Genomic DNA, 16,454 nt, shown 5'->3' with positions numbered 1-16,454 from the left:
ATATCCTGTCAGGCGTCGCGGGGCGCGGCGGCGCGGGCCAGGCGGTCCCGGATGGCCGCACCCAGCCCCTCGGATGGGATCGGCATGGCGGCGATGCCACTCATCCCCGAGACGTCCAGCGCCCGCAGCCCCGAGAAGAGCCGCGAGGCCGCCTCGCGGAGATCCCCCGTCGCGGAGAGCTGATAGACCGTTCCCGCCCCAGCCAAAGGCGGGCCGAAGGCCAGCAGCGCCTCGTTCGGCCTGACCTCGGTGGCGTCCAGCCGCACCGGCAGCACGGGCGCGTAATGCGACAGCATCATCCCCGGGCTGCGCAGCGAGCGCCCGGCCGCCGCGCTGAGCGGGATGGCCCGGCCCACGGGCCCGATCACCGCCTCGATGGCCTCGACGGGCACCCCGCCAGGGCGCAGCAGCGCCGCCCCGCCGGCCGCCAGGTCCAGCACGGTGGATTCCACGCCGACCTCGCAGTCGCCTCCCTCCAGCACGGCGGCGATCCGGCCGGAGAGTTCCTCCATCACATGCGCCGACGTGGTCGGGCTTACCCGGCCGGATCGGTTGGCCGAAGGCCCGGCCACCGGCGTTCCCGCCGCGCGCAGCATCGCCAGCGCGCCCTCATGAGCCGGCACCCGCACGGCCAGCGTGTCGAGCCCGGCCCCGGCCAGCAGGTCGACCCGGCAATCCGCCCGGCGCGGCAGGACAAGGGTGAGGGGACCGGGCCAGAAGGCCTCGGCGAGGGCGCGGGCGCGATCGTCCGGACGGACCTCGGCCCAGGCGGCTTCCGCGTCGGGGAAGTGGCAGATCAGCGGGTTGAAGTGCGGCCGGCCCTTGGCCTCGAAGATGCCGGCCACCGCCCGGCCGTTCCGCGCGTCGGCGCCGAGGCCGTAGACCGTCTCGGTCGCGAAGGCGACGAGTTCCCCGGCGCGGATCAGCGCCGCGGCGTCCAGCGGGTCGTCGAGGAGCACCGTCACATCGCCTCCGATCGCCAAAGGGCAAAGCGCGGAAGCGTGAACCGGCGGCGCTTCATACCCGCGGCATCGCGCCCCAGGCGACGAAGCCCGGGTTCCGGTAGCCCGGCTTGCCATAGGCCAGCGGCTCGCCGGCGGCATCCACCACCCGACCACCCGCCGCTTCCAGCAGGGCCTGCCCCGCCGCCGTGTCCCATTCCATGATGCCGGAGCTGAGCCGCGGCATCACATCCGCCCGGCCCTCCGCCATCCAGGCGAATTTCAGCGCCGAGCCCATCCGCGTCGTCCGCGCGATATGCAGATCCCGGCAGAAGGCCGCGGTCGCCGCGTCGTCGCGGTGCGAGCGGCTGTCGAGCAGGTGCAGGCCTTCCGCCGGCGGGGACCGGGCGGCGATGGGACGGCGCTCGCCGCCGCGCTCTACCCAGGCCCCCTGCCCGACGATCCCGGCATAGATATCGCCCTTCGAGGGCACGCCGACCACGCCCAGCAACGGTCGCCGCGCGGCGATCAGCGCAATGCAGGTCACGTACTCGTCCCGGCCGTCGGCGAACTCGCGGGTCCCGTCCAGCGGATCCACCAGCCAGAAGGTCTCCTCCGGCGCGGGCATGCCCGATTCGGCGCAGGCCTCCTCGCCGACCACCAGCCAGCCCGGCCGGGCCTGACGCAGCCCCTCGGTGATGACGCCCTCGGCCAGGCGGTCGGCCGCGGTCACGGGGCTGGCGTCGCCCTTGCGCTCGATGACGAAGCCGGCGCGGCGCACGGCCTCGATGGCCCCGCCCGCATCGCGGGCGAGTCCCGCGGCGAGCTCGAGCAGGGCGGTCAGATCCATCTCCCGGGTCTATCGCCGCGGCATGGGATGACGCAAGGCGAGGGCGACCCTATTGTCGGTTACGACACTGGAAAGTCGTGGAACCGCCCCATGCTCGACATCGCCTTCGCCAAGCCGGCCCTCCCGAAGGCCGGCGCGCTCGTCCTGCTGATCCCCGAAGGCGCCGCCCCGGCCGGCCTCGCCGCGCAGCTGGACACCGAGATGGAGGGGGGCCTGACCCGCGCGCTGGATGCCGCGGGCTTCAAGGGCAAGAAGGGCCAGACGGTCACGCTCTGGGCGCCCGTCGTCACCGTGACCAAGCTGCTGGTGATGGGCATGGGCCCCGCCGCCGGCATCGATGCGGAGAAGCTGGGCGGCGGCCTGTGGCCCCAGGTCTCGGGCGAGGCGCATTGCACCGTCGCGGCCGACGGGCTGACCGCGACGCAGGCGGCCTCCCTCGGCATGGGCGCCGCGCTGCGCGCCTACCGCTTCGACCGCTACCGCACGACGGAGAAGCCCGAGGACAAGCCGAAGCTGGAGAAGATCACCATCGCGACGGCCGGCCATGGCGAGGCCAAGGCGGCCTATGCGCCGATGAAGGCCGTGGCGCAGGGCATCTTCATCACCCGCGACCTCGTCTCCGAGCCGCCGAACGTGCTGTTCCCCGCCGAGTTCGCCGACCGCTGCAAGGAGCTGACGAAGCTCGGCCTCGATGTCGACGTGCTCGGCCCCAAGGAGATGAGGAAGCTCGGCTTCGGCGCGCTGCTCGGCGTCGCGCAGGGCAGCATCAACGAGGCGCGCATGGTGGTGATGCGCTGGAACGGCCTCACCGGCGGGAAGAAGAAGGCGGAGAAGCCGGTCTGCTTCATCGGCAAGGGCGTGACCTTCGACACCGGCGGCATCTCCATCAAGCCGGCCGGCGGCATGGAGGACATGAAGTGGGACATGGCCGGCGCCGGCACCGTGACGGGCCTCATGGCCGCCCTGGCCGGCCGCAAGGCGAAGGTGGACGCGGTGGGACTCATCGGCCTCGTCGAGAACATGCCCGGCGACAACGCCCAGCGCCCCGGCGACGTGGTGACCTCCGCCTCGGGCCAGACCATCGAGGTGATCAACACCGACGCGGAAGGCCGCCTCGTGCTGGCCGACGTGATCCACTACGCGATCGAGAAGTACGATCCGAAGTTCATGGTGGACCTGGCCACGCTGACCGGCGCCATCATCGTGGCGCTCGGCCACGAGCATGCGGGCCTCTTCTCGAACGACGAGGAGCTGGCGCAGCGCATCCTCGCGGCCGGCACCGCGACGGGCGAGGCCGCCTGGCGCATGCCGCTGGGCGAGGCCTACGACAAGCAGATCAAGTCGGACATCGCCGACATGAAGAATGTCGGCGGCGGGCGGGCCGGCGGCTCGATCACGGCGGCGCAGTTCATCCAGCGCTTCGTGCAGGGCCGGCCCTGGGCGCATCTCGACATCGCCGGCACCGCCTGGAGCAGCAAGGACGCGCCGACCATCCCCAAGGGCGCCACGGCCTACGGCGTGCGGATGCTGGATCGCCTGGTCGCGGATCACTACGAGGGCTGACCCCTTGTTGAAGCTGCGGCGCGAGCCATCGAAGGGCGCCGTCCTGCTGCGCCCGATCGCCGAGGGCACGCCGCATCCCTCCGGCTTTTCGGGCCGGCGCGACGAGGTGCTGGAACTCTCGCCGCAGGAGCGATGGGTGGGCGCGAATCACGCCGCCACTTCCGCGGAGTGGGAGGGCGTGGGTGCCGCCTGCATCGCGGCGGCGGGCTCGCCGACGCGCGTGGCGCTGGATGCGCGCGGGCTGCCGGCGCAGTTCGCAGTGGGCCTCGGCGTCGGCGCCGTGCTGCGCGCCTGGCGCTTCGAGCGGCTGAAGTCGCACCGCTCGCCCGGACCGCGCCGGCTGGACCTGCTGGTCGAGGATCCCGAGGCCTTTGCCGCCACCTGGGCGCGGGCCGCGGCCGGCCTGTCCGGCGTGCTGCTGGCGCGCGAGCTGGTGGCCGAGCCGGCCAACCGCCTCACGCCCCGGGAATTCGCGAAGCGGCTGCGCCGGCTGGAGGGCGAGGGAATCGAGGTCGAGGAGCTCGGCCGGTCCGCGCTGAGAAAGCTCGGCGCGGGCGGGATCCTGGCCGTGGGCGGCGGCAGCGCCGTACCGCCGCGGATCGTGATCCTGCGCTGGAAGGGCGACTTCCGCGCGCCGCCGGTGGCCTTCGTCGGCAAGGGGCTGTGCTTCGACACCGGCGGCATCTCGATCAAATCAGCGGCCGGCATGGAGGCGATGCGCGCCGACATGGCGGGCGCGGCGGCCTGCGCGGGGGCGATGCTGGCGCTCGCGCGGCGGAACTCGCCCTGCCCGGCCGTCGCGATCCTCGCCATCGCGGAGAACATGACCAGCGGATCGAGCTACCGGCCCGGTGACGTGCTGCGCATGATGAGCGGCCGCACCGTCGAGGTCGTGGACACGGATGCCGAAGGCCGCCTCGTGCTGGCCGACGCGCTGCACCTCGCCGCCACGCGCTATCGGCCGCAGGCGGTGCTGGACCTTGCGACGCTCACCGGCAGCGTGATCACCGCGCTCGGCCATCACCGCGGCGGGCTGTTCCACAACGACGCGGCGCTGGGCGCGGCCGTCGCGGCGGCCGGCGAGGCGGTGGGCGAGCGGCTCTGGCCCCTGCCCATCGGCGAGCGGCACCGCGAGGAGCTGAACAGCGACATCGCCGACCTGAAGCAATGCGTGCCGGGTGGAACCCGCTTCGTCTCGGACGCCTCCAATGCGGCGGCCTTCCTGCGCGAGTTCGTCGGCACGCTGCCCTGGGCGCATCTCGACATCGCGGGCATGGACACGGCAGAGACGGATGATCTGCTCGCGGCCAAGGGCATGCCGACCGGCTTCGGCGTGCGCCTGCTGGACGCGCTGGTGGAACGACATTTCGAGGACCCCCACCGGGTCTGATCGAGGCTGGTCGCGCGGGGTCGCTTCGACCCCGTGCGTGAATTCGGTCTTGCAAAGGGAGAAGGCACATGAAGGCGGTCTGGTACGAGCGGAACGGGCCTGCGCGCGAGGTCCTCGCCTATGGCGAGATGCCCGCTCCGGAGCCCGCCGCGGGCGAGGTGCTGGTGCGCGTCCATGTTTCCGGCGTGAACCCCTCGGACTGGAAGACGCGCGCCGGCTCGCGCCCGATGGCCGCGCCACGGGTCATCCCGCACAGCGACGGCGCGGGCGTGATCGAGAAGCTCGGCGCCGGGGTGGATGCGTCGCGCCTCGGCCAGCGCGTGTGGATCTGGAACGGGCAGTGGAAGCGGCCCTTCGGCACGGCGGCGGAGTATATCGCGCTGCCCTCCGCGCAGGCCGTGGCCATGCCGGATTCGCTGAGCTTCGGGGCTGGCGCCTGCCTCGGCATTCCCGCGCTCACGGCACTGCGCGCCGTCACGACGGATGGCGGCGTGGCCGGCAAGTCCGTGCTGGTCGCCGGCGGCGCGGGGGCCGTGGGGCACTACGCGATCCAGTTCGCCAAGCGGCTCGGCGCGTCGCAGGTGCTCACGACGGTCAGCTCGGACGCGAAAGCCGAGCACGCCCGCGGCGCCGGCGCCGATGCCACCATCGACTACCGCCGCGAAGACGTCGCGGCACGCGTGAAGGAACTGACCGGCGGCCGCGGCGTGGACCGCGTGGTGGAGGTGGACCTCTCGGGCAATATCGCGCTGCTGCCGGCGATCCTCGCGACGGACGGGATCTGCGTCGCCTATGGCTCGAACGAGCGTGAGGTCCCGGTGAATTTCGGCCCGATGATCCTGGGCGGATACGCGATCCGCTTCTTCATCGTCTACGAGCTGTCCGCCGGCCCGCGCGCGGAGTGCGAGGCGCTGCTGGCGCGCTTCTTCGCGGAGGGCGGGCTGCAGCACAAGGTCGCCGCGACCCTGCCGCTTTCGGAATGCGCAGCGGCGCATGACCTGGTGCAGGCGGGCACCGTGATGGGGAATGTGGTACTCAAGCTGGATTGACCGCGCGCGGTCGGCAGCCGCCACACCAACCCTCCCGACCGCGCGGAGAAGAGCGTGACAGAGATCGGCTTCTACCACCTCACCCGCAGCACGCTGGAGCAGGCGCTGCCCCGCCTGCTCGGCCGCGTGCTGGCGATTCCGGCGCGCGCGCAGGTGCTCTGCGCAAGCGAGGAGCGGATGAAGTCGCTGGACGATGCGCTCTGGCTCAGCCCCGAGCCCGACTGGCTGCCGCACGGCACGCGCGAACCGGCCGACCAGCCGATCTTCCTGACCGTCCATGACGGGCCGCCGGCGAACGGCGCCGCGCATCTCTTCCTGACCGAGGGCACGGAGAGCACGCATCTCGGCGACTACGCGCGGGCCTTCGACCTGTTCGACGGCGGCGACGAGAACGCCGTCGCGGCGGCACGCCGCCGCTGGAAGGCCGCCAAGGAGGCGGGCCACACGCTCGCCTACTGGCAGCAGACCCCGAAGGGCTGGGAGAAGAAGGCGTAGTCCGCCTTCCGCCGATCGGAGCCTCAGCTCTCCATCATGATCCCGGTGAGCGTCGCCATCTCCTGCCAGCGGCGCACCTCCTCCAGCTGGAAGACCGCGAAATCCACCGGCCCCATCGGCGCCGCGTTCAGCCCCGCCTGCACCGCGCGCGCGGCCACGTCGGGCTGGGACAGGGCGTCGAGGAAGGCCAGCGACAGCCGCGTGATCCGCCCAGGCTCCACGCCGCGCGGCGCGAAGAGGCCGAACCAGGCATCCACCGCCATGTAGGGCACGCCCGCCTCCGCCACCGTCGGCACATCCGGAAAATCCGGGAGCCGTGCCGGCGCTCCGATGGAGAGCGCCCGCAGCCGCCCCTCGCGCACCAGCGCCACCACCCCCGGCCAGGTCGAGACGTAGAAATCCACCACGCCCGCCACCGTGTCCGTCGTGGCCGGCCCGCCGCCACGATAGGGCACGTGCACCGCGTCCATCCCGGAGCGCCGCACGAAGGTCTCGGCGATCACATGGCTCGCCGAGCCGGCCTGCGAGGAGGCGTAGGAGGCCCGCCGCCCGCCGCGCCCCAGTGCGATCAGCCCATCCATGTCCCGCGCCGGGGAATTGGCCGGCACCACCGTGGCGTGATGCACCGTCGCCAGCCGCGCGATCGGCGAAAAGCTGTCCACCACGTTATAGGGCAGGCTGCGCGTCATCCACTGGTTGGAGGCGTGGGTCTGGTTGTGGCCGAGGATGATCGTGTTGCCGTCGGCGGCCGCGCGCGCCGCCGCCTCGGTGCCGATGATGCCGCCGGCGCCGCCGCGATTGTCCACCACGACCGGCTGGTGCAGCAGCGCCCCGGCCCGCTCGCCGAGCACGCGCGCCAGGATGTCGGTGCTGCCGCCGGGCGGAGCCGGGACGATGAGGCGCAAGGGCGCGGTCTGTGCGCGGGCGATGGCGGGCGCGGACAGCAGTCCGGCGGTGAACAGGCGACGCTTCATGAGTTCCTCCCGCGCCCTCTATAGGCCCGATCCTCGCGGGCGCGCAGGGGGGCGTCAGACCTTCGCGGCGGCCTGGGACATGGGCAGCGCGCCCATCGCCACCGCCTCGCCGAGCAGCAGCAGGATCGGGCCGTCGCCTGCCCAGCCGGGGGCCTGGGCCACGACCTCGGCGAGGCTGCCGCGCAATTCCCGCTGCTGCGGCGAGCCGCCGCGCTCGATCAGGGCGGCCGGCGTGGCGAGATCGAAGCCCTCGCGCGCCAGGCCGTCGCGCAGCGCCGTCAGCGTCGTCAGGCCCATATAGACGGCGAGTGTCTGGCGCGAGCGGGCCAGCGCGGCGAAGTCGAGGTCCAGCCGGCCCTCGCGCGTATGGCCGGTGACGAAGGTGAGCATCTGCGCGGCGTCGCGATGGGTCAGGGGGATGCCGGCCTGGGCCGCGCAGCCGAGCGCCGCGGTGACGCCGGGCACGACCTCGAAGGGGATGCCGGCGGCGGCCAGGGCCTGGGCCTCCTCGCCGCCACGGCCGAAGACGAAGGGGTCGCCGCCCTTGAGGCGCACCACGCGCAGCCCCTCGCGCGCCAGCTCGACGAGGAGGGTGTTGATGCCCTCCTGCGGCACGCAATGCGCCGCGCGCTTCTTGCCGACGAAGATGCGGCGCGCGTCGCGGCGGGCGAGGTCCAGCACCTCGGCGCTGACGAGGCGGTCGTGGACGATGACGTCGGCCTCGCCCAAGGCGCGGAGGGCGCGCAGCGTCAGGAGGTCCGCCGCGCCCGGCCCGGCGCCGACGAGCTGGACGAAGCCGCGCGGCGTGGCGTCGGCCTGCTCCAGCATCCGGGCGAAAACCGATTCGGCCTCGCCCTGCCTGCCGCTGAGGGCGAGTTCCGCGGGCTCGCCGGTCAGGGCGCGCTCCATGAAGCTGCGGCGGGCGGGCAGGCTCGGCAGGCGCGCGCGGACGGATTGCTGGAAGCGCCGGCCCAGCGCGGCGACGCGCCCGATGAGCGGCGGCAGCGCGGCCTCCACCTTCTGGCGGATCAGCCGCGCGAGAACGGGCGCCGCGCCGCCGGTGGAGATGCCGATGGTGATGTCGTCGCGCGTGACGATGGCGGGCGTGATGAAGCTGCAGAGCTCCGGCCGGTCCACCACATTCACGGGGATGCCGCGGCGCAGGCAGGCCGCGTGCAGGGCGCGCAGATCCTCCTCCGGCGCGCCGGCGGCGACGGCCAGGGCGCAGCCGTCCAGCGAGACTTCCGTGAAGCGCACGGCCTCGCGCAGCTCCGCGCCGGCGGCGTGCAGCAACGCGGATTTGGCGGCCAGCGCCTCGCCCTGTCCCAGGAGGAGCACCGGCCGGCCCGCAAGATTCAGAAAGGCGGGGAAATGGCGCATCAGGCGGGGATTTTCGGCTTCGCGAGGCATGCGGTCAATTCCGGCCTGCAACTGCCGCAGCCCGTGCCGGCCCGGGTGGCGGCGCCGATGGCCGCGACATCCTGGGCTCCGGCCTCGATGGCGGCCAGGATCGTAGCCGCGTTCACCCCGTGACAGACGCAAATGGTGGGCGACGGCAGCGGCCCGTCGGGCAGCACCCCGGCCAGCAGGGCCCGCCGCGCGGCGCCGCCGATCGCCTCGGCGGCGAAGAGCGAGATGAGCCATTCGCGCGGCGGCAGAAGATGGTCCGGGCCGAGGAAGAGCGCCGCGACCAGCGCGCCGCCGCGGATCCAGGCGGCGCGGTGCTCGCCGGCGAGATCGGCATGCAGCGCGAGGGTGGGCGCGCCCTCGCCCAGCGTCGCGACCAGGCCCGCGAAGGCATCGGGATCGCTGCCGGCGATCTCGTGGCGCCAGACCCCCTCGCCCACCGGCGCCACCGCGCACCAGTCGCCGAGCCCTGCGCCGAGGGCCTTCCGCGCCAGCAGGAAGCCGTGCCAGCGCGGCGTGAAGGGCGCGAGGGTGACGGGGGTGAGCTTGAGCTCGGGCTGGCCGCTGATCGGGTCCACGGCCGGCGTCACGGCGGCGTTGATGCGGGCGCGCGGCGAGAAGGCGCCGGTCCAGTGCATGGGCGCGAAGCAGGTGCCCCGCGCAATGCCGGCGTCGAGGGAGAGGCGCAGCACGGCCTCGCCCCATGCGCTGACGACGCGCACCAGGGCGCCGTCCTCCATGCCGTCCGCGTCGGACGGGTTGAGGCTGAGCAGGGGCTCCGGCACGTGCGACATGAGGCGCGGCACGCGGCCGGTGCGCGTCATGGTGTGCCACTGGTCGCGCAGGCGGCCGGTCATCAGGATCATCGCACCGTCGCCGGCCGGCGCCCGGAAGGGCGTGGGAACGAGGCGCTGCAAGGGCGGCGAGATGCGGCCGCCCGAGGCGCCCTCGCGCGGCACGGGCCATTGGATGGGCGCCATGGCCGCATACTCGGCGTCGCCGAGATCGGTCAGGCCGGAGAGGTCGAAGACGCGCTTCGCCGGGCGCGCGAGCGATGTGACGGCGGCGTGCTCGCGAAAGATCTCGGCAGGTTTCGACCAAGCGAAGTGCTCGCCCCATCCGAGGCGCTTCGCGACCTGCGCGATGATCCACCAATCGGGTTTCGCCTCGCCCGGATGCGCCAGAAATCCACGCTGGCGGCTGATGACGCGCTCGCTGTTGGTGACCGTGCCGTCCTTCTCGCCCCAGCCGAGCGCAGGGAGCAGGACATGGGAATACTCCGCCGTGTCGGTGCCGGCGTGGCAGTCGGAGACGGCGAGCATCGGGACGCGCGAGAGGGCGCGACGCGCCATGGCGGAATCGGGCAGCGAGATCGCCGGGTTCGTCGCCATCACCCACATCGCGCCGATGCGGCCGGCCTCGGCGGCGCGGAAGAGATCCACGGCCTTGAGGCCCGGCTTCGTCGCGAGGTTCGGCGCGGCCCAGAAATCGCGCAGGGCCTGGACCTCGGCCGGATTCTCGGCATCGAGATGGCCGGCGAGCATGTTGGCCAGCGCGCCCACCTCGCGCCCGCCCATGGCGTTGGGCTGGCCAGTGATGCTGAAGGGGCCCATGCCAGGGCGGCCGATGCGGCCGGTGGCGAGGTGGCAGTTGATGATGGCGTTGGCCTTGTCCGTGCCGGCGCTGGACTGGTTGGCGCCCTGGCTCCAGAGCGTCACCACGCGCTCGGTGCGCGCGAAATCCGCGTAGAAGCGCGCGAGGAGATCGGGGCCGAGGCCGGTCAGCCCCGGCACGTCGACGGTGTGTCGCACGGCCGACGGCACCGGGAAGCCCACGCCATCGAGATGCGCGAGCAGGCCGAGGAAGAGCGCAACGTCGCTGCCCGGCCGCAGCGCGAGATGCAGGTCGGCCGACTCGCAGCTGCTGGTGCGGCGCGGGTCCACGACGACGATGCGCATCGCGGGCCGCAGCGCCTTGGCCGTCAGCAGGCGCTGGTGCAGCACGGGATGGCACCAGGCGAGGTTGCTGCCGACCAGCACGACCAGATCCGCCTGCTCCAGGTCGTCGTAGACGCCGGGCACGAGGTCCTCGCCGAAGGCACGGCGATGGCCGGCGACGGCGCTCGCCATGCAGAGGCGCGAGTTGCTGTCGATGTTGCCGGTGCCCAGGAAGCCTTTCGCGAGCTTGTTGGCGGCGTAGTAGTCCTCGGTCAGCAGCTGTCCCGAGACGTAGAGGGCGACGCCCTCCGGCCCGTGCTCGGTGAGTGCCGTCCGAAATCCTTCAGCAACGACATCCAGCGCGGCGTCCCAGCTTGCGCGCTTGCCGCGCACCATCGGGTGCAGCAGGCGGCCTTCCAGCCCGATCGTCTCGCCGAGCGCCGTACCCTTGCTGCACAGACGGCCCTGGTTGGCGGGGTGCTCCGGGTCGCCGCGCACGCTGCCTTCCGGCGTCGCGAGGACACCGCAACCCACCCCGCAATAGGGGCAGGTCGTGCGCGTGGCAGGACGCAGCGTGCCATCCATCACGCCCGGCCCGATCTTGGAGCGGCGAAGCCTCGAAGCGTGAATTGCCCCGCCAGCATCAGTATACGTCCCGCTGGTAGCGGCCCTGCTTCGCCAGGGCCACGATCCAGTCGCGCGCCTGGTCGGCGTCCATGTTGCCTTCGCGCATGGCGACCTGACGCAGCGCCGCGTCCACGTCCTTCGCCATGCGGCTGGCGTCGCCGCAGACGTAGAAATGCGCGCCGTCCTGCAGCCAGCGCCAGAGGTCGACGGATTCCTCGATCATGCGGTGCTGCACGTAGTCCTTGGCCTTGCCGTCGCGCGACCAGGCGAGCGAGAGCCGCGCCAGCGTGCCGTCGTTCTTCCAGGCCTCGATCTCGTCCTGGAAGAGAAAGTCCGTGGCGGCGTGGCGGTCGCCGAAGAAGAGCCAGCTCCGGCCCTTGAGGCCTCGCACCGCGCGCTCCTGCAGGAAGGCGCGAAAGGGCGCGATGCCGGTGCCGGGGCCGACCATGATGACAGCCGTCTCGGGCCGCTCGGGCAGGCGGAAGTGGGAGGTCTGGCCGTAGGTCGGCACCATCTCCGCGCGGAAGGCCAGGTGGCAGGAGGCGACGCCGTCCCGCACACGGCCGCCCCGCTCATCGCGCACCACGCCGACGCAGAGCTCCACGCGGCCGGGCACGGCGCGCGGCGAGGAGGCGATGGAGTAGAGCCGCGGCTTCAGCGTCGGCAGTGAGGCGACGAGATCGGCAACCGGCGGGCGCGCCGACGGGAAGCTCCGCAGCAGGTCCAGCAGGTCCGCCGCATCGGGTTCCGCGCCGTCGTCGCCATCGGCGAGCGCGCGCAGGGCGGCCGCCTGCTTCGGCTCCCTCGCCGCACCCGCCAGCAGGTCGAGCGTGCGGTCGAGCGGCCGCGCGATGTCGCGCTCGGCCGCGAGCATTTCGCGCAGCGCCTCGTCGCCGGATACGCCGAGCTCGGCGAGGCAGGCCTCCACCAGCGCCGGATCGTTGCGCACCACCACACCCAGCGAATCACCCGGCTCGTAAGTCACGGAGGTGCCCGACAGGTCGATCACGATGCGGCGGACATCCTTGCCGCTGCCCTCGCCCGTCAGCCGCTCCGAGAGCAGCACGCGCGCGGGCTCGCCGAACGGCTTCACCGCCACCGGCGCGGCAGGCGCCGCGGCCGGCTTCGCGTCGGCCATCAGCACCTTGATCGCCTCGCGCGTCGGCTTGCCGCCGGGCTGGCAGAGGGCCGTGGAGCTCTCGCGGCCCTCGGCCAGCGCTTCCGCGTAGGTCTTGCAGACATAGCCGCACTGCCCGCAATCCAGCTGCGCCATGGCGGACATGAGCCGGCGCGGCAGCGAGCGGCCCTCGGCGAGGTCCAGCCGCTCCTTCAGCTCCAACGCGGGATCGTGCCAGGGGAAGTCCTCCGCCGGCGCGGCGGGCGCGGGCGAGGCATGGGCCGGCGCGGAAGAACCCCCGTAGAGGCCGGCGAAGAAGCCGTTGAGCCAGGCACGCTGCTCGGCGCTGAAGGGGGCGCTCTCCGGAATCACGGGAATGCCGGGCGGCCCGAAGCTCTGCGAGATCGCGTTCATGCCTCAAGCATCCCGTTGAGAACGGCGTCCTCGTGCCGCGCGCAGAAGGCCTGGAAGCCCTCACCGGGCTCGCGCTCCTCCCGAAAGTGACGCAGCAGGTTCAGCAGCAACGGCGGCACCTCCTCCGCCACGACCGCGGGGCGGATCAGCCGCCCGATCTTCGCCTCCGCGCCCGAGCCGCCGCCGACATGGATGTCGTAGCCCGGCAGCATGTCCTCGCCGCGCTCCACCTTCGCGCCGAGCAGGCCGAGATCGGCGATGTAGTGCTGCGCGCAGGAGTGGTGGCAGCCGGTGAGGTGGATGTTCAGCGGCACGTCGAGCGCGATGCGCTCCTCCAGCCAGGCGAGGATCTTCTGGCCGTCACCCTTGGTATCGGCCGCCGCGAACTTGCAGCCGACGCTGCCCGTGCAGGCGACCAGGCCGGCGCGCAGGCTGGACGCATCGGTGGTGAAGCCGATCGCAGCCAGCGCCTCCAGCGCCGCCGGCACATCCGCGACGCCCGGGATCAGCAGGTTCTGCCAGACCGTCAGCCGCAGCTCGCCATGGCCCTGGCGCTGCGCAAGGTCGGCAAGCCCACGCAGCTGGTCCGCGCCGATCCGCGCCGCCGGCACCACGACGCCCAGATAGTGCATCCCCTCCTGCCGCTGCGCATGCACGCCGACATGCGCGAGCCGGTCCGTCGCCGGAGGGCGCTGCATGGACGCCACGTCGAAGCGCGGCAGCTTCGCACCGAGGACATTCTCGACCTCCTCGAGGAAGCGGGCATGGCCCCACCTGTCGAGCAGGTACTTCAGCCGCGCCTTCTTGCGGTCGGTCCGATCGCCATGCGCGATGAAGGTCCGCAGGATCGCGTCGCAGGCCTTCACGATCTCGGAAGGCAGCAGCGCCACGTCGCTGCTCGTCGCCAGATCGTGATGCCCCGTGATCCCGCCGAGGCCGAGGCGGAACCGGAGCTCCTCGCCGATCCGCACCACGCTCAGCGCGATGTCGTTCGTCTCCTCCAGCACGCCGATGGAGCCGCCGCCGTCGATGCTGATGTTGAATTTTCGCGGCAGGCCGAAGAGGTCGCGCGTGTTCAGGATGTGGTGGTGCAGCGCGCGCAGGATGGGCCGCGTGTCCACCCACTCGTTCCGGTCGATGCCCACCGTCGGCGAGGCCGTGATGTTGCGGATGTTGTCCGCCCCCGTGCCGCGCGGCAGCAGGCCGATTTCGCCGAGACGCATCACGACCTCCGCGGCCCTGCCGGCCGGGATCATGCGGATCTGCAGGTTGGCGCGGGTGGTGACGTCCACGTATCCGCCGCCGCATTCCTCCGCGATCGCGGCGACCTCGCGCGCCTGGTGGGCCGTCACGATGCCGCCCGGAATCCGCAGCCGGCACATGAAGGCGTTCTCGGCCGGGCCCACGAAGAAGAGCCCGTGATAGCGGCCGACGAAATCCTCCATCGGCTTCGGAAAGACCCCGGCCTCGGCACGCTTCGTCACCTCGTCCCAGCGGTCGAGCGGGTGCTTCTCGCGCTTCACCTCCTCCTGCGGCACCAGCGTGCCGCCCTCGGCCATCGTGCGGTCCTGTGCGGCGCGCAGCGCATCCGGCGGAGCGCCTCCCTCGCCCTGGGGCGCGAGCGCGCCACGCCGCGCCTCGACGCCGGCCATGAATCCCTTGAGGTAGTTCTGCTGCTCGGGCGAGAAGCCGGGGCCTTCCATCAGGAAAGCCCTCCGGCAAAGGCGGGCCCCAGCGCCAGCGCCGCGCGCAGGCGGCCGATCGGACGCTGGGACGCGATGAGGTCCAGGTAGAAGCCGCTGTCCGCAACGTCGCCATAGAGCACGGCGCCGACGAGCCGATCGTCGCGCAGGGTGAGGCGGCGGTAGCAATCCTCCTCCTCGTCGCGCAGCGTGATGGTCTCGCCCTCGCCGCCGATCTCGCCCGCGGACCAGACGGCGGTGCCCGAGACCTTCAGCGCCGCGACATCGGCGCGCGCCGACCAGCGCCGGCTCTCCCCGGCGAGGCTCGCCGCCGCGATCTCCGCCTGATCCAGCGCGGGCGCGACGAGGCCGATGATGCGGCCCTCCACCTCCGCGCATTCGCCAATGGCGAGCACGTCGGGGTCCGAGCTGCGCATGCATCCGTCCACGACGATTCCGCGATTCACCTCGAGGCCGGAGACCTTGGCCATCGCCGTGTCCGGCCGGATGCCGACGGCCATGACGACAATGCTCGCCTTGATCACGCGGCCATCCGCGAGCCGCACGTCCGTCACGCGCTCTTCGCCCTCGATGGCGGCCAGCTGCGCCGGCATGGCGAAGGAGATTCCGCGCAGCCCCATGCGCCGCGCCACCAGCGCGCCGGCGCCGGCATCGAGCTGCCGCTCCATCACCCAGTCCATCACATGCAGCACGGTCACCTTCATGCCGCGCAGCGCGAGGCCAGCCGCGGCCTCGAGGCCCAACAGCCCGCCGCCGACGACCACCGCGGAGCCGCCGCGCCGCGCCGCCGCCAGCATGGCGCGGACATCGTTCATCGTGCGGTAGGTCAGCACGCCGGGAAGCTCCGCGCCCGGCACCGGGAGCCGGACGGCGCGCGAGCCGGTCGCGATCACCGCGCGGTCATAGGGAATGCGCTCGCCGCTGAGGGTCACGGCTTCGTGCGCTTCGCGGTCCAGTGCCGCGATCGGCGTCGCGGGCCGGAAATGGATGCGCCGCTCGCGCAGGCCCATGAGGTCATGGGTGATCAGGTCCGGCACCGTCTTCTCGTTCGCCAGGAGGTTCGACAATCCGACCCGGTCATAGGGCAGCGCTGCCTCGGCCCCGCAGAGCGTGACCTCCGCCGCCGGATCCCGCTCCGCGACGCGCACAGCGCATCGCGTGCCGGCCGGCCCCGCCCCTATGACCAGGATCTTCATCAGAGCGCCGGCTGCGCATGCCGCGCGTGCAGAAACTCCAGCACGGAGGCCCGCAACTCGATGAAGCGCGGATCATGCGCGAGCTTCAGACGCTCGCGCGGCCGCTCCAGGTCGACGTCCAGGATCTCGCCGATCGTGGCGTTCGGCCCGTTGGTCATCATCACGATGCGGTCCGAGAGCAGCACCGCCTCGTCCACGTCATGCGTGATCATCACAACCGTCGTGCCGAGCGCGGCATGGATGCGCATCACCTCGTCCTGAAGGTGCGCGCGCGTCAGCGCATCCAGCGCGCCAAAGGGCTCGTCCAGCAGCAGCACCTTGGGCTTCATCGCCAGAGCGCGCGCGATGCCCACGCGCTGCTTCATGCCGCCGGAGATCTCGGCGGGCCGCTTGTCCTTCGCGTGGTCCATGCGCACGAGCGCGAGGTTGTGCAGCGTCCAGCCATGCCGCTCCGCGCGGCTCATGGTCTTCGACAGTGTCTGGTCCACGGCAAGCCGGATGTTCTCGTAGGCCGTGAGCCAGGGCAGCAGCGAATGGTTCTGGAACACCACGGCGCGATCCGGACCGGGCTCGGACACCTCGCGTCCTTCCAGCACTACGCCGCCCATCGTCGCCGGCAGCAGACCCGCGATGACGTTGAGCAGCGTCGACTTGCCGCAGCCGGAATGGCCGATGACGGCGACGTACTCGCCCTCCGCGATGCGCAGCTCGACCGAGTTCAGCACCGGCATCGGCGCCCGCGGGAAGGCGACGGAAAGGCTGGAGATCTCGAGGAAATTCGCGTTCATGTC

General features: G+C 72.4%; 13 protein-coding genes. 4 read left to right on the top strand and 9 right to left on the bottom strand.

Annotated elements, in window-relative coordinates:
* Positions 1–8: 8 nt before the first annotated feature.
* Together AC1ROY_RS18705 and AC1ROY_RS18700 are read right to left on the bottom strand one after the other, a co-directional pair.
* Positions 9–965, bottom strand: a complete 957-nt coding sequence (locus tag AC1ROY_RS18705) for an L-threonylcarbamoyladenylate synthase (RefSeq protein WP_493150372.1) — start codon at positions 963–965, stop codon at positions 9–11.
* A gap of 52 nt (positions 966–1,017) precedes the next feature.
* Entirely contained in the window at positions 1,018–1,791 is a 774-nt protein-coding gene (locus AC1ROY_RS18700) for a 3'(2'),5'-bisphosphate nucleotidase CysQ family protein (RefSeq protein WP_493150371.1), read from the bottom strand.
* A 90-nt stretch (positions 1,792–1,881) separates the two neighbouring features.
* Between AC1ROY_RS18700 and AC1ROY_RS18695 the strand changes: the two genes are divergently transcribed.
* From AC1ROY_RS18695 to AC1ROY_RS18680, 4 genes are all read left to right on the top strand, one after another.
* On the top strand, positions 1,882–3,354 hold the full coding sequence (locus AC1ROY_RS18695) for a leucyl aminopeptidase (protein WP_493150370.1): 1,473 nt from the start codon (positions 1,882–1,884) through the stop codon (positions 3,352–3,354).
* A gap of 4 nt (positions 3,355–3,358) precedes the next feature.
* Positions 3,359–4,744 carry a leucyl aminopeptidase family protein gene (locus AC1ROY_RS18690; protein WP_493150369.1) on the top strand — a complete coding sequence of 462 codons (1,386 nt, stop codon included), beginning with the start codon at positions 3,359–3,361 and terminating at the stop codon, positions 4,742–4,744.
* Positions 4,745–4,812: 68 nt separating this feature from the next.
* A complete protein-coding gene (locus AC1ROY_RS18685; RefSeq protein WP_493150368.1) occupies positions 4,813–5,793 on the top strand; it encodes an NADPH:quinone reductase in 981 nt (326 codons plus the stop codon).
* 54 nt (positions 5,794–5,847) lie between these two features.
* Positions 5,848–6,288 carry a DNA polymerase III subunit chi gene (locus AC1ROY_RS18680; protein WP_493150367.1) on the top strand — a complete coding sequence of 147 codons (441 nt, stop codon included), beginning with the start codon at positions 5,848–5,850 and terminating at the stop codon, positions 6,286–6,288.
* Positions 6,289–6,311: 23 nt separating this feature from the next.
* Here AC1ROY_RS18680 and AC1ROY_RS18675 read toward each other — a convergent pair whose 3' ends face one another.
* The 7 genes from AC1ROY_RS18675 to AC1ROY_RS18645 are packed head-to-tail and all read right to left on the bottom strand — an operon-like array spanning position 6,312 to position 16,451.
* Positions 6,312–7,262 (bottom strand): Bug family tripartite tricarboxylate transporter substrate binding protein, encoded by a 951-nt coding sequence (locus tag AC1ROY_RS18675; protein ID WP_493150366.1) that lies wholly within the window; start codon positions 7,260–7,262, stop codon positions 6,312–6,314.
* Positions 7,263–7,316: 54 nt separating this feature from the next.
* Complete coding sequence (gene cysG, locus AC1ROY_RS18670) at positions 7,317–8,672, bottom strand: siroheme synthase CysG (protein ID WP_493150365.1); 1,356 nt, start codon at positions 8,670–8,672, stop codon at positions 7,317–7,319.
* The gene (locus AC1ROY_RS18665) at positions 8,642–11,191 is read right to left on the bottom strand and encodes a nitrate reductase (protein ID WP_493150505.1); all 2,550 of its coding nucleotides are present in this window, start codon (positions 11,189–11,191) and stop codon (positions 8,642–8,644) included. The genes cysG and AC1ROY_RS18665 overlap by 31 nt, the downstream gene beginning before the upstream one ends.
* 58 nt (positions 11,192–11,249) lie before the next feature.
* On the bottom strand, positions 11,250–12,764 hold the full coding sequence (locus tag AC1ROY_RS18660; RefSeq protein WP_493150364.1) for a sulfite reductase subunit alpha: 1,515 nt from the start codon (positions 12,762–12,764) through the stop codon (positions 11,250–11,252).
* Entirely contained in the window at positions 12,761–14,467 is a 1,707-nt protein-coding gene (locus tag AC1ROY_RS18655; protein WP_493150363.1) for a NirA family protein, read from the bottom strand. Before AC1ROY_RS18655 ends, AC1ROY_RS18660 begins: the two co-directional genes overlap by 4 nt.
* A complete protein-coding gene (locus AC1ROY_RS18650) occupies positions 14,467–15,663 on the bottom strand; it encodes an NAD(P)/FAD-dependent oxidoreductase (protein WP_493150362.1) in 1,197 nt (398 codons plus the stop codon). The genes AC1ROY_RS18655 and AC1ROY_RS18650 overlap by 1 nt, the downstream gene beginning before the upstream one ends.
* Positions 15,663–16,451 (bottom strand): ABC transporter ATP-binding protein, encoded by a 789-nt coding sequence (locus AC1ROY_RS18645; RefSeq protein ID WP_493150361.1) that lies wholly within the window; start codon positions 16,449–16,451, stop codon positions 15,663–15,665. Before AC1ROY_RS18645 ends, AC1ROY_RS18650 begins: the two co-directional genes overlap by 1 nt.
* Between the last annotated feature and the right edge of the window lie 3 nt (positions 16,452–16,454).

It is taken from the genome of Roseococcus sp. GW821-FHT12F05, from assembly GCF_058806835.1.
The sequence above is the reverse complement of the archived record's forward strand: the minus strand, read 5'-3'. Positions and strand labels throughout refer to the sequence as shown.

Coding starts and splice junctions, on each gene's coding strand:
- AC1ROY_RS18700 (WP_493150371.1), bottom strand. CDS start 1,791: ATGGATCTGACCGCCCTGCTCGAGCTCGCCGCGGGACTCGCCCGCGAT.
- AC1ROY_RS18695 (WP_493150370.1), top strand. CDS start 1,882: ATGCTCGACATCGCCTTCGCCAAGCCGGCCCTCCCGAAGGCCGGCGCG.
- AC1ROY_RS18685 (WP_493150368.1), top strand. CDS start 4,813: ATGAAGGCGGTCTGGTACGAGCGGAACGGGCCTGCGCGCGAGGTCCTC.
- AC1ROY_RS18675 (WP_493150366.1), bottom strand. CDS start 7,262: ATGAAGCGTCGCCTGTTCACCGCCGGACTGCTGTCCGCGCCCGCCATC.
- cysG (WP_493150365.1), bottom strand. CDS start 8,672: ATGCCTCGCGAAGCCGAAAATCCCCGCCTGATGCGCCATTTCCCCGCC.
- AC1ROY_RS18665 (WP_493150505.1), bottom strand. CDS start 11,191: ATGGATGGCACGCTGCGTCCTGCCACGCGCACGACCTGCCCCTATTGC.
- AC1ROY_RS18660 (WP_493150364.1), bottom strand. CDS start 12,764: ATGAACGCGATCTCGCAGAGCTTCGGGCCGCCCGGCATTCCCGTGATT.
- AC1ROY_RS18655 (WP_493150363.1), bottom strand. CDS start 14,467: ATGGAAGGCCCCGGCTTCTCGCCCGAGCAGCAGAACTACCTCAAGGGA.
- AC1ROY_RS18650 (WP_493150362.1), bottom strand. CDS start 15,663: ATGAAGATCCTGGTCATAGGGGCGGGGCCGGCCGGCACGCGATGCGCT.
- AC1ROY_RS18645 (WP_493150361.1), bottom strand. CDS start 16,451: ATGAACGCGAATTTCCTCGAGATCTCCAGCCTTTCCGTCGCCTTCCCG.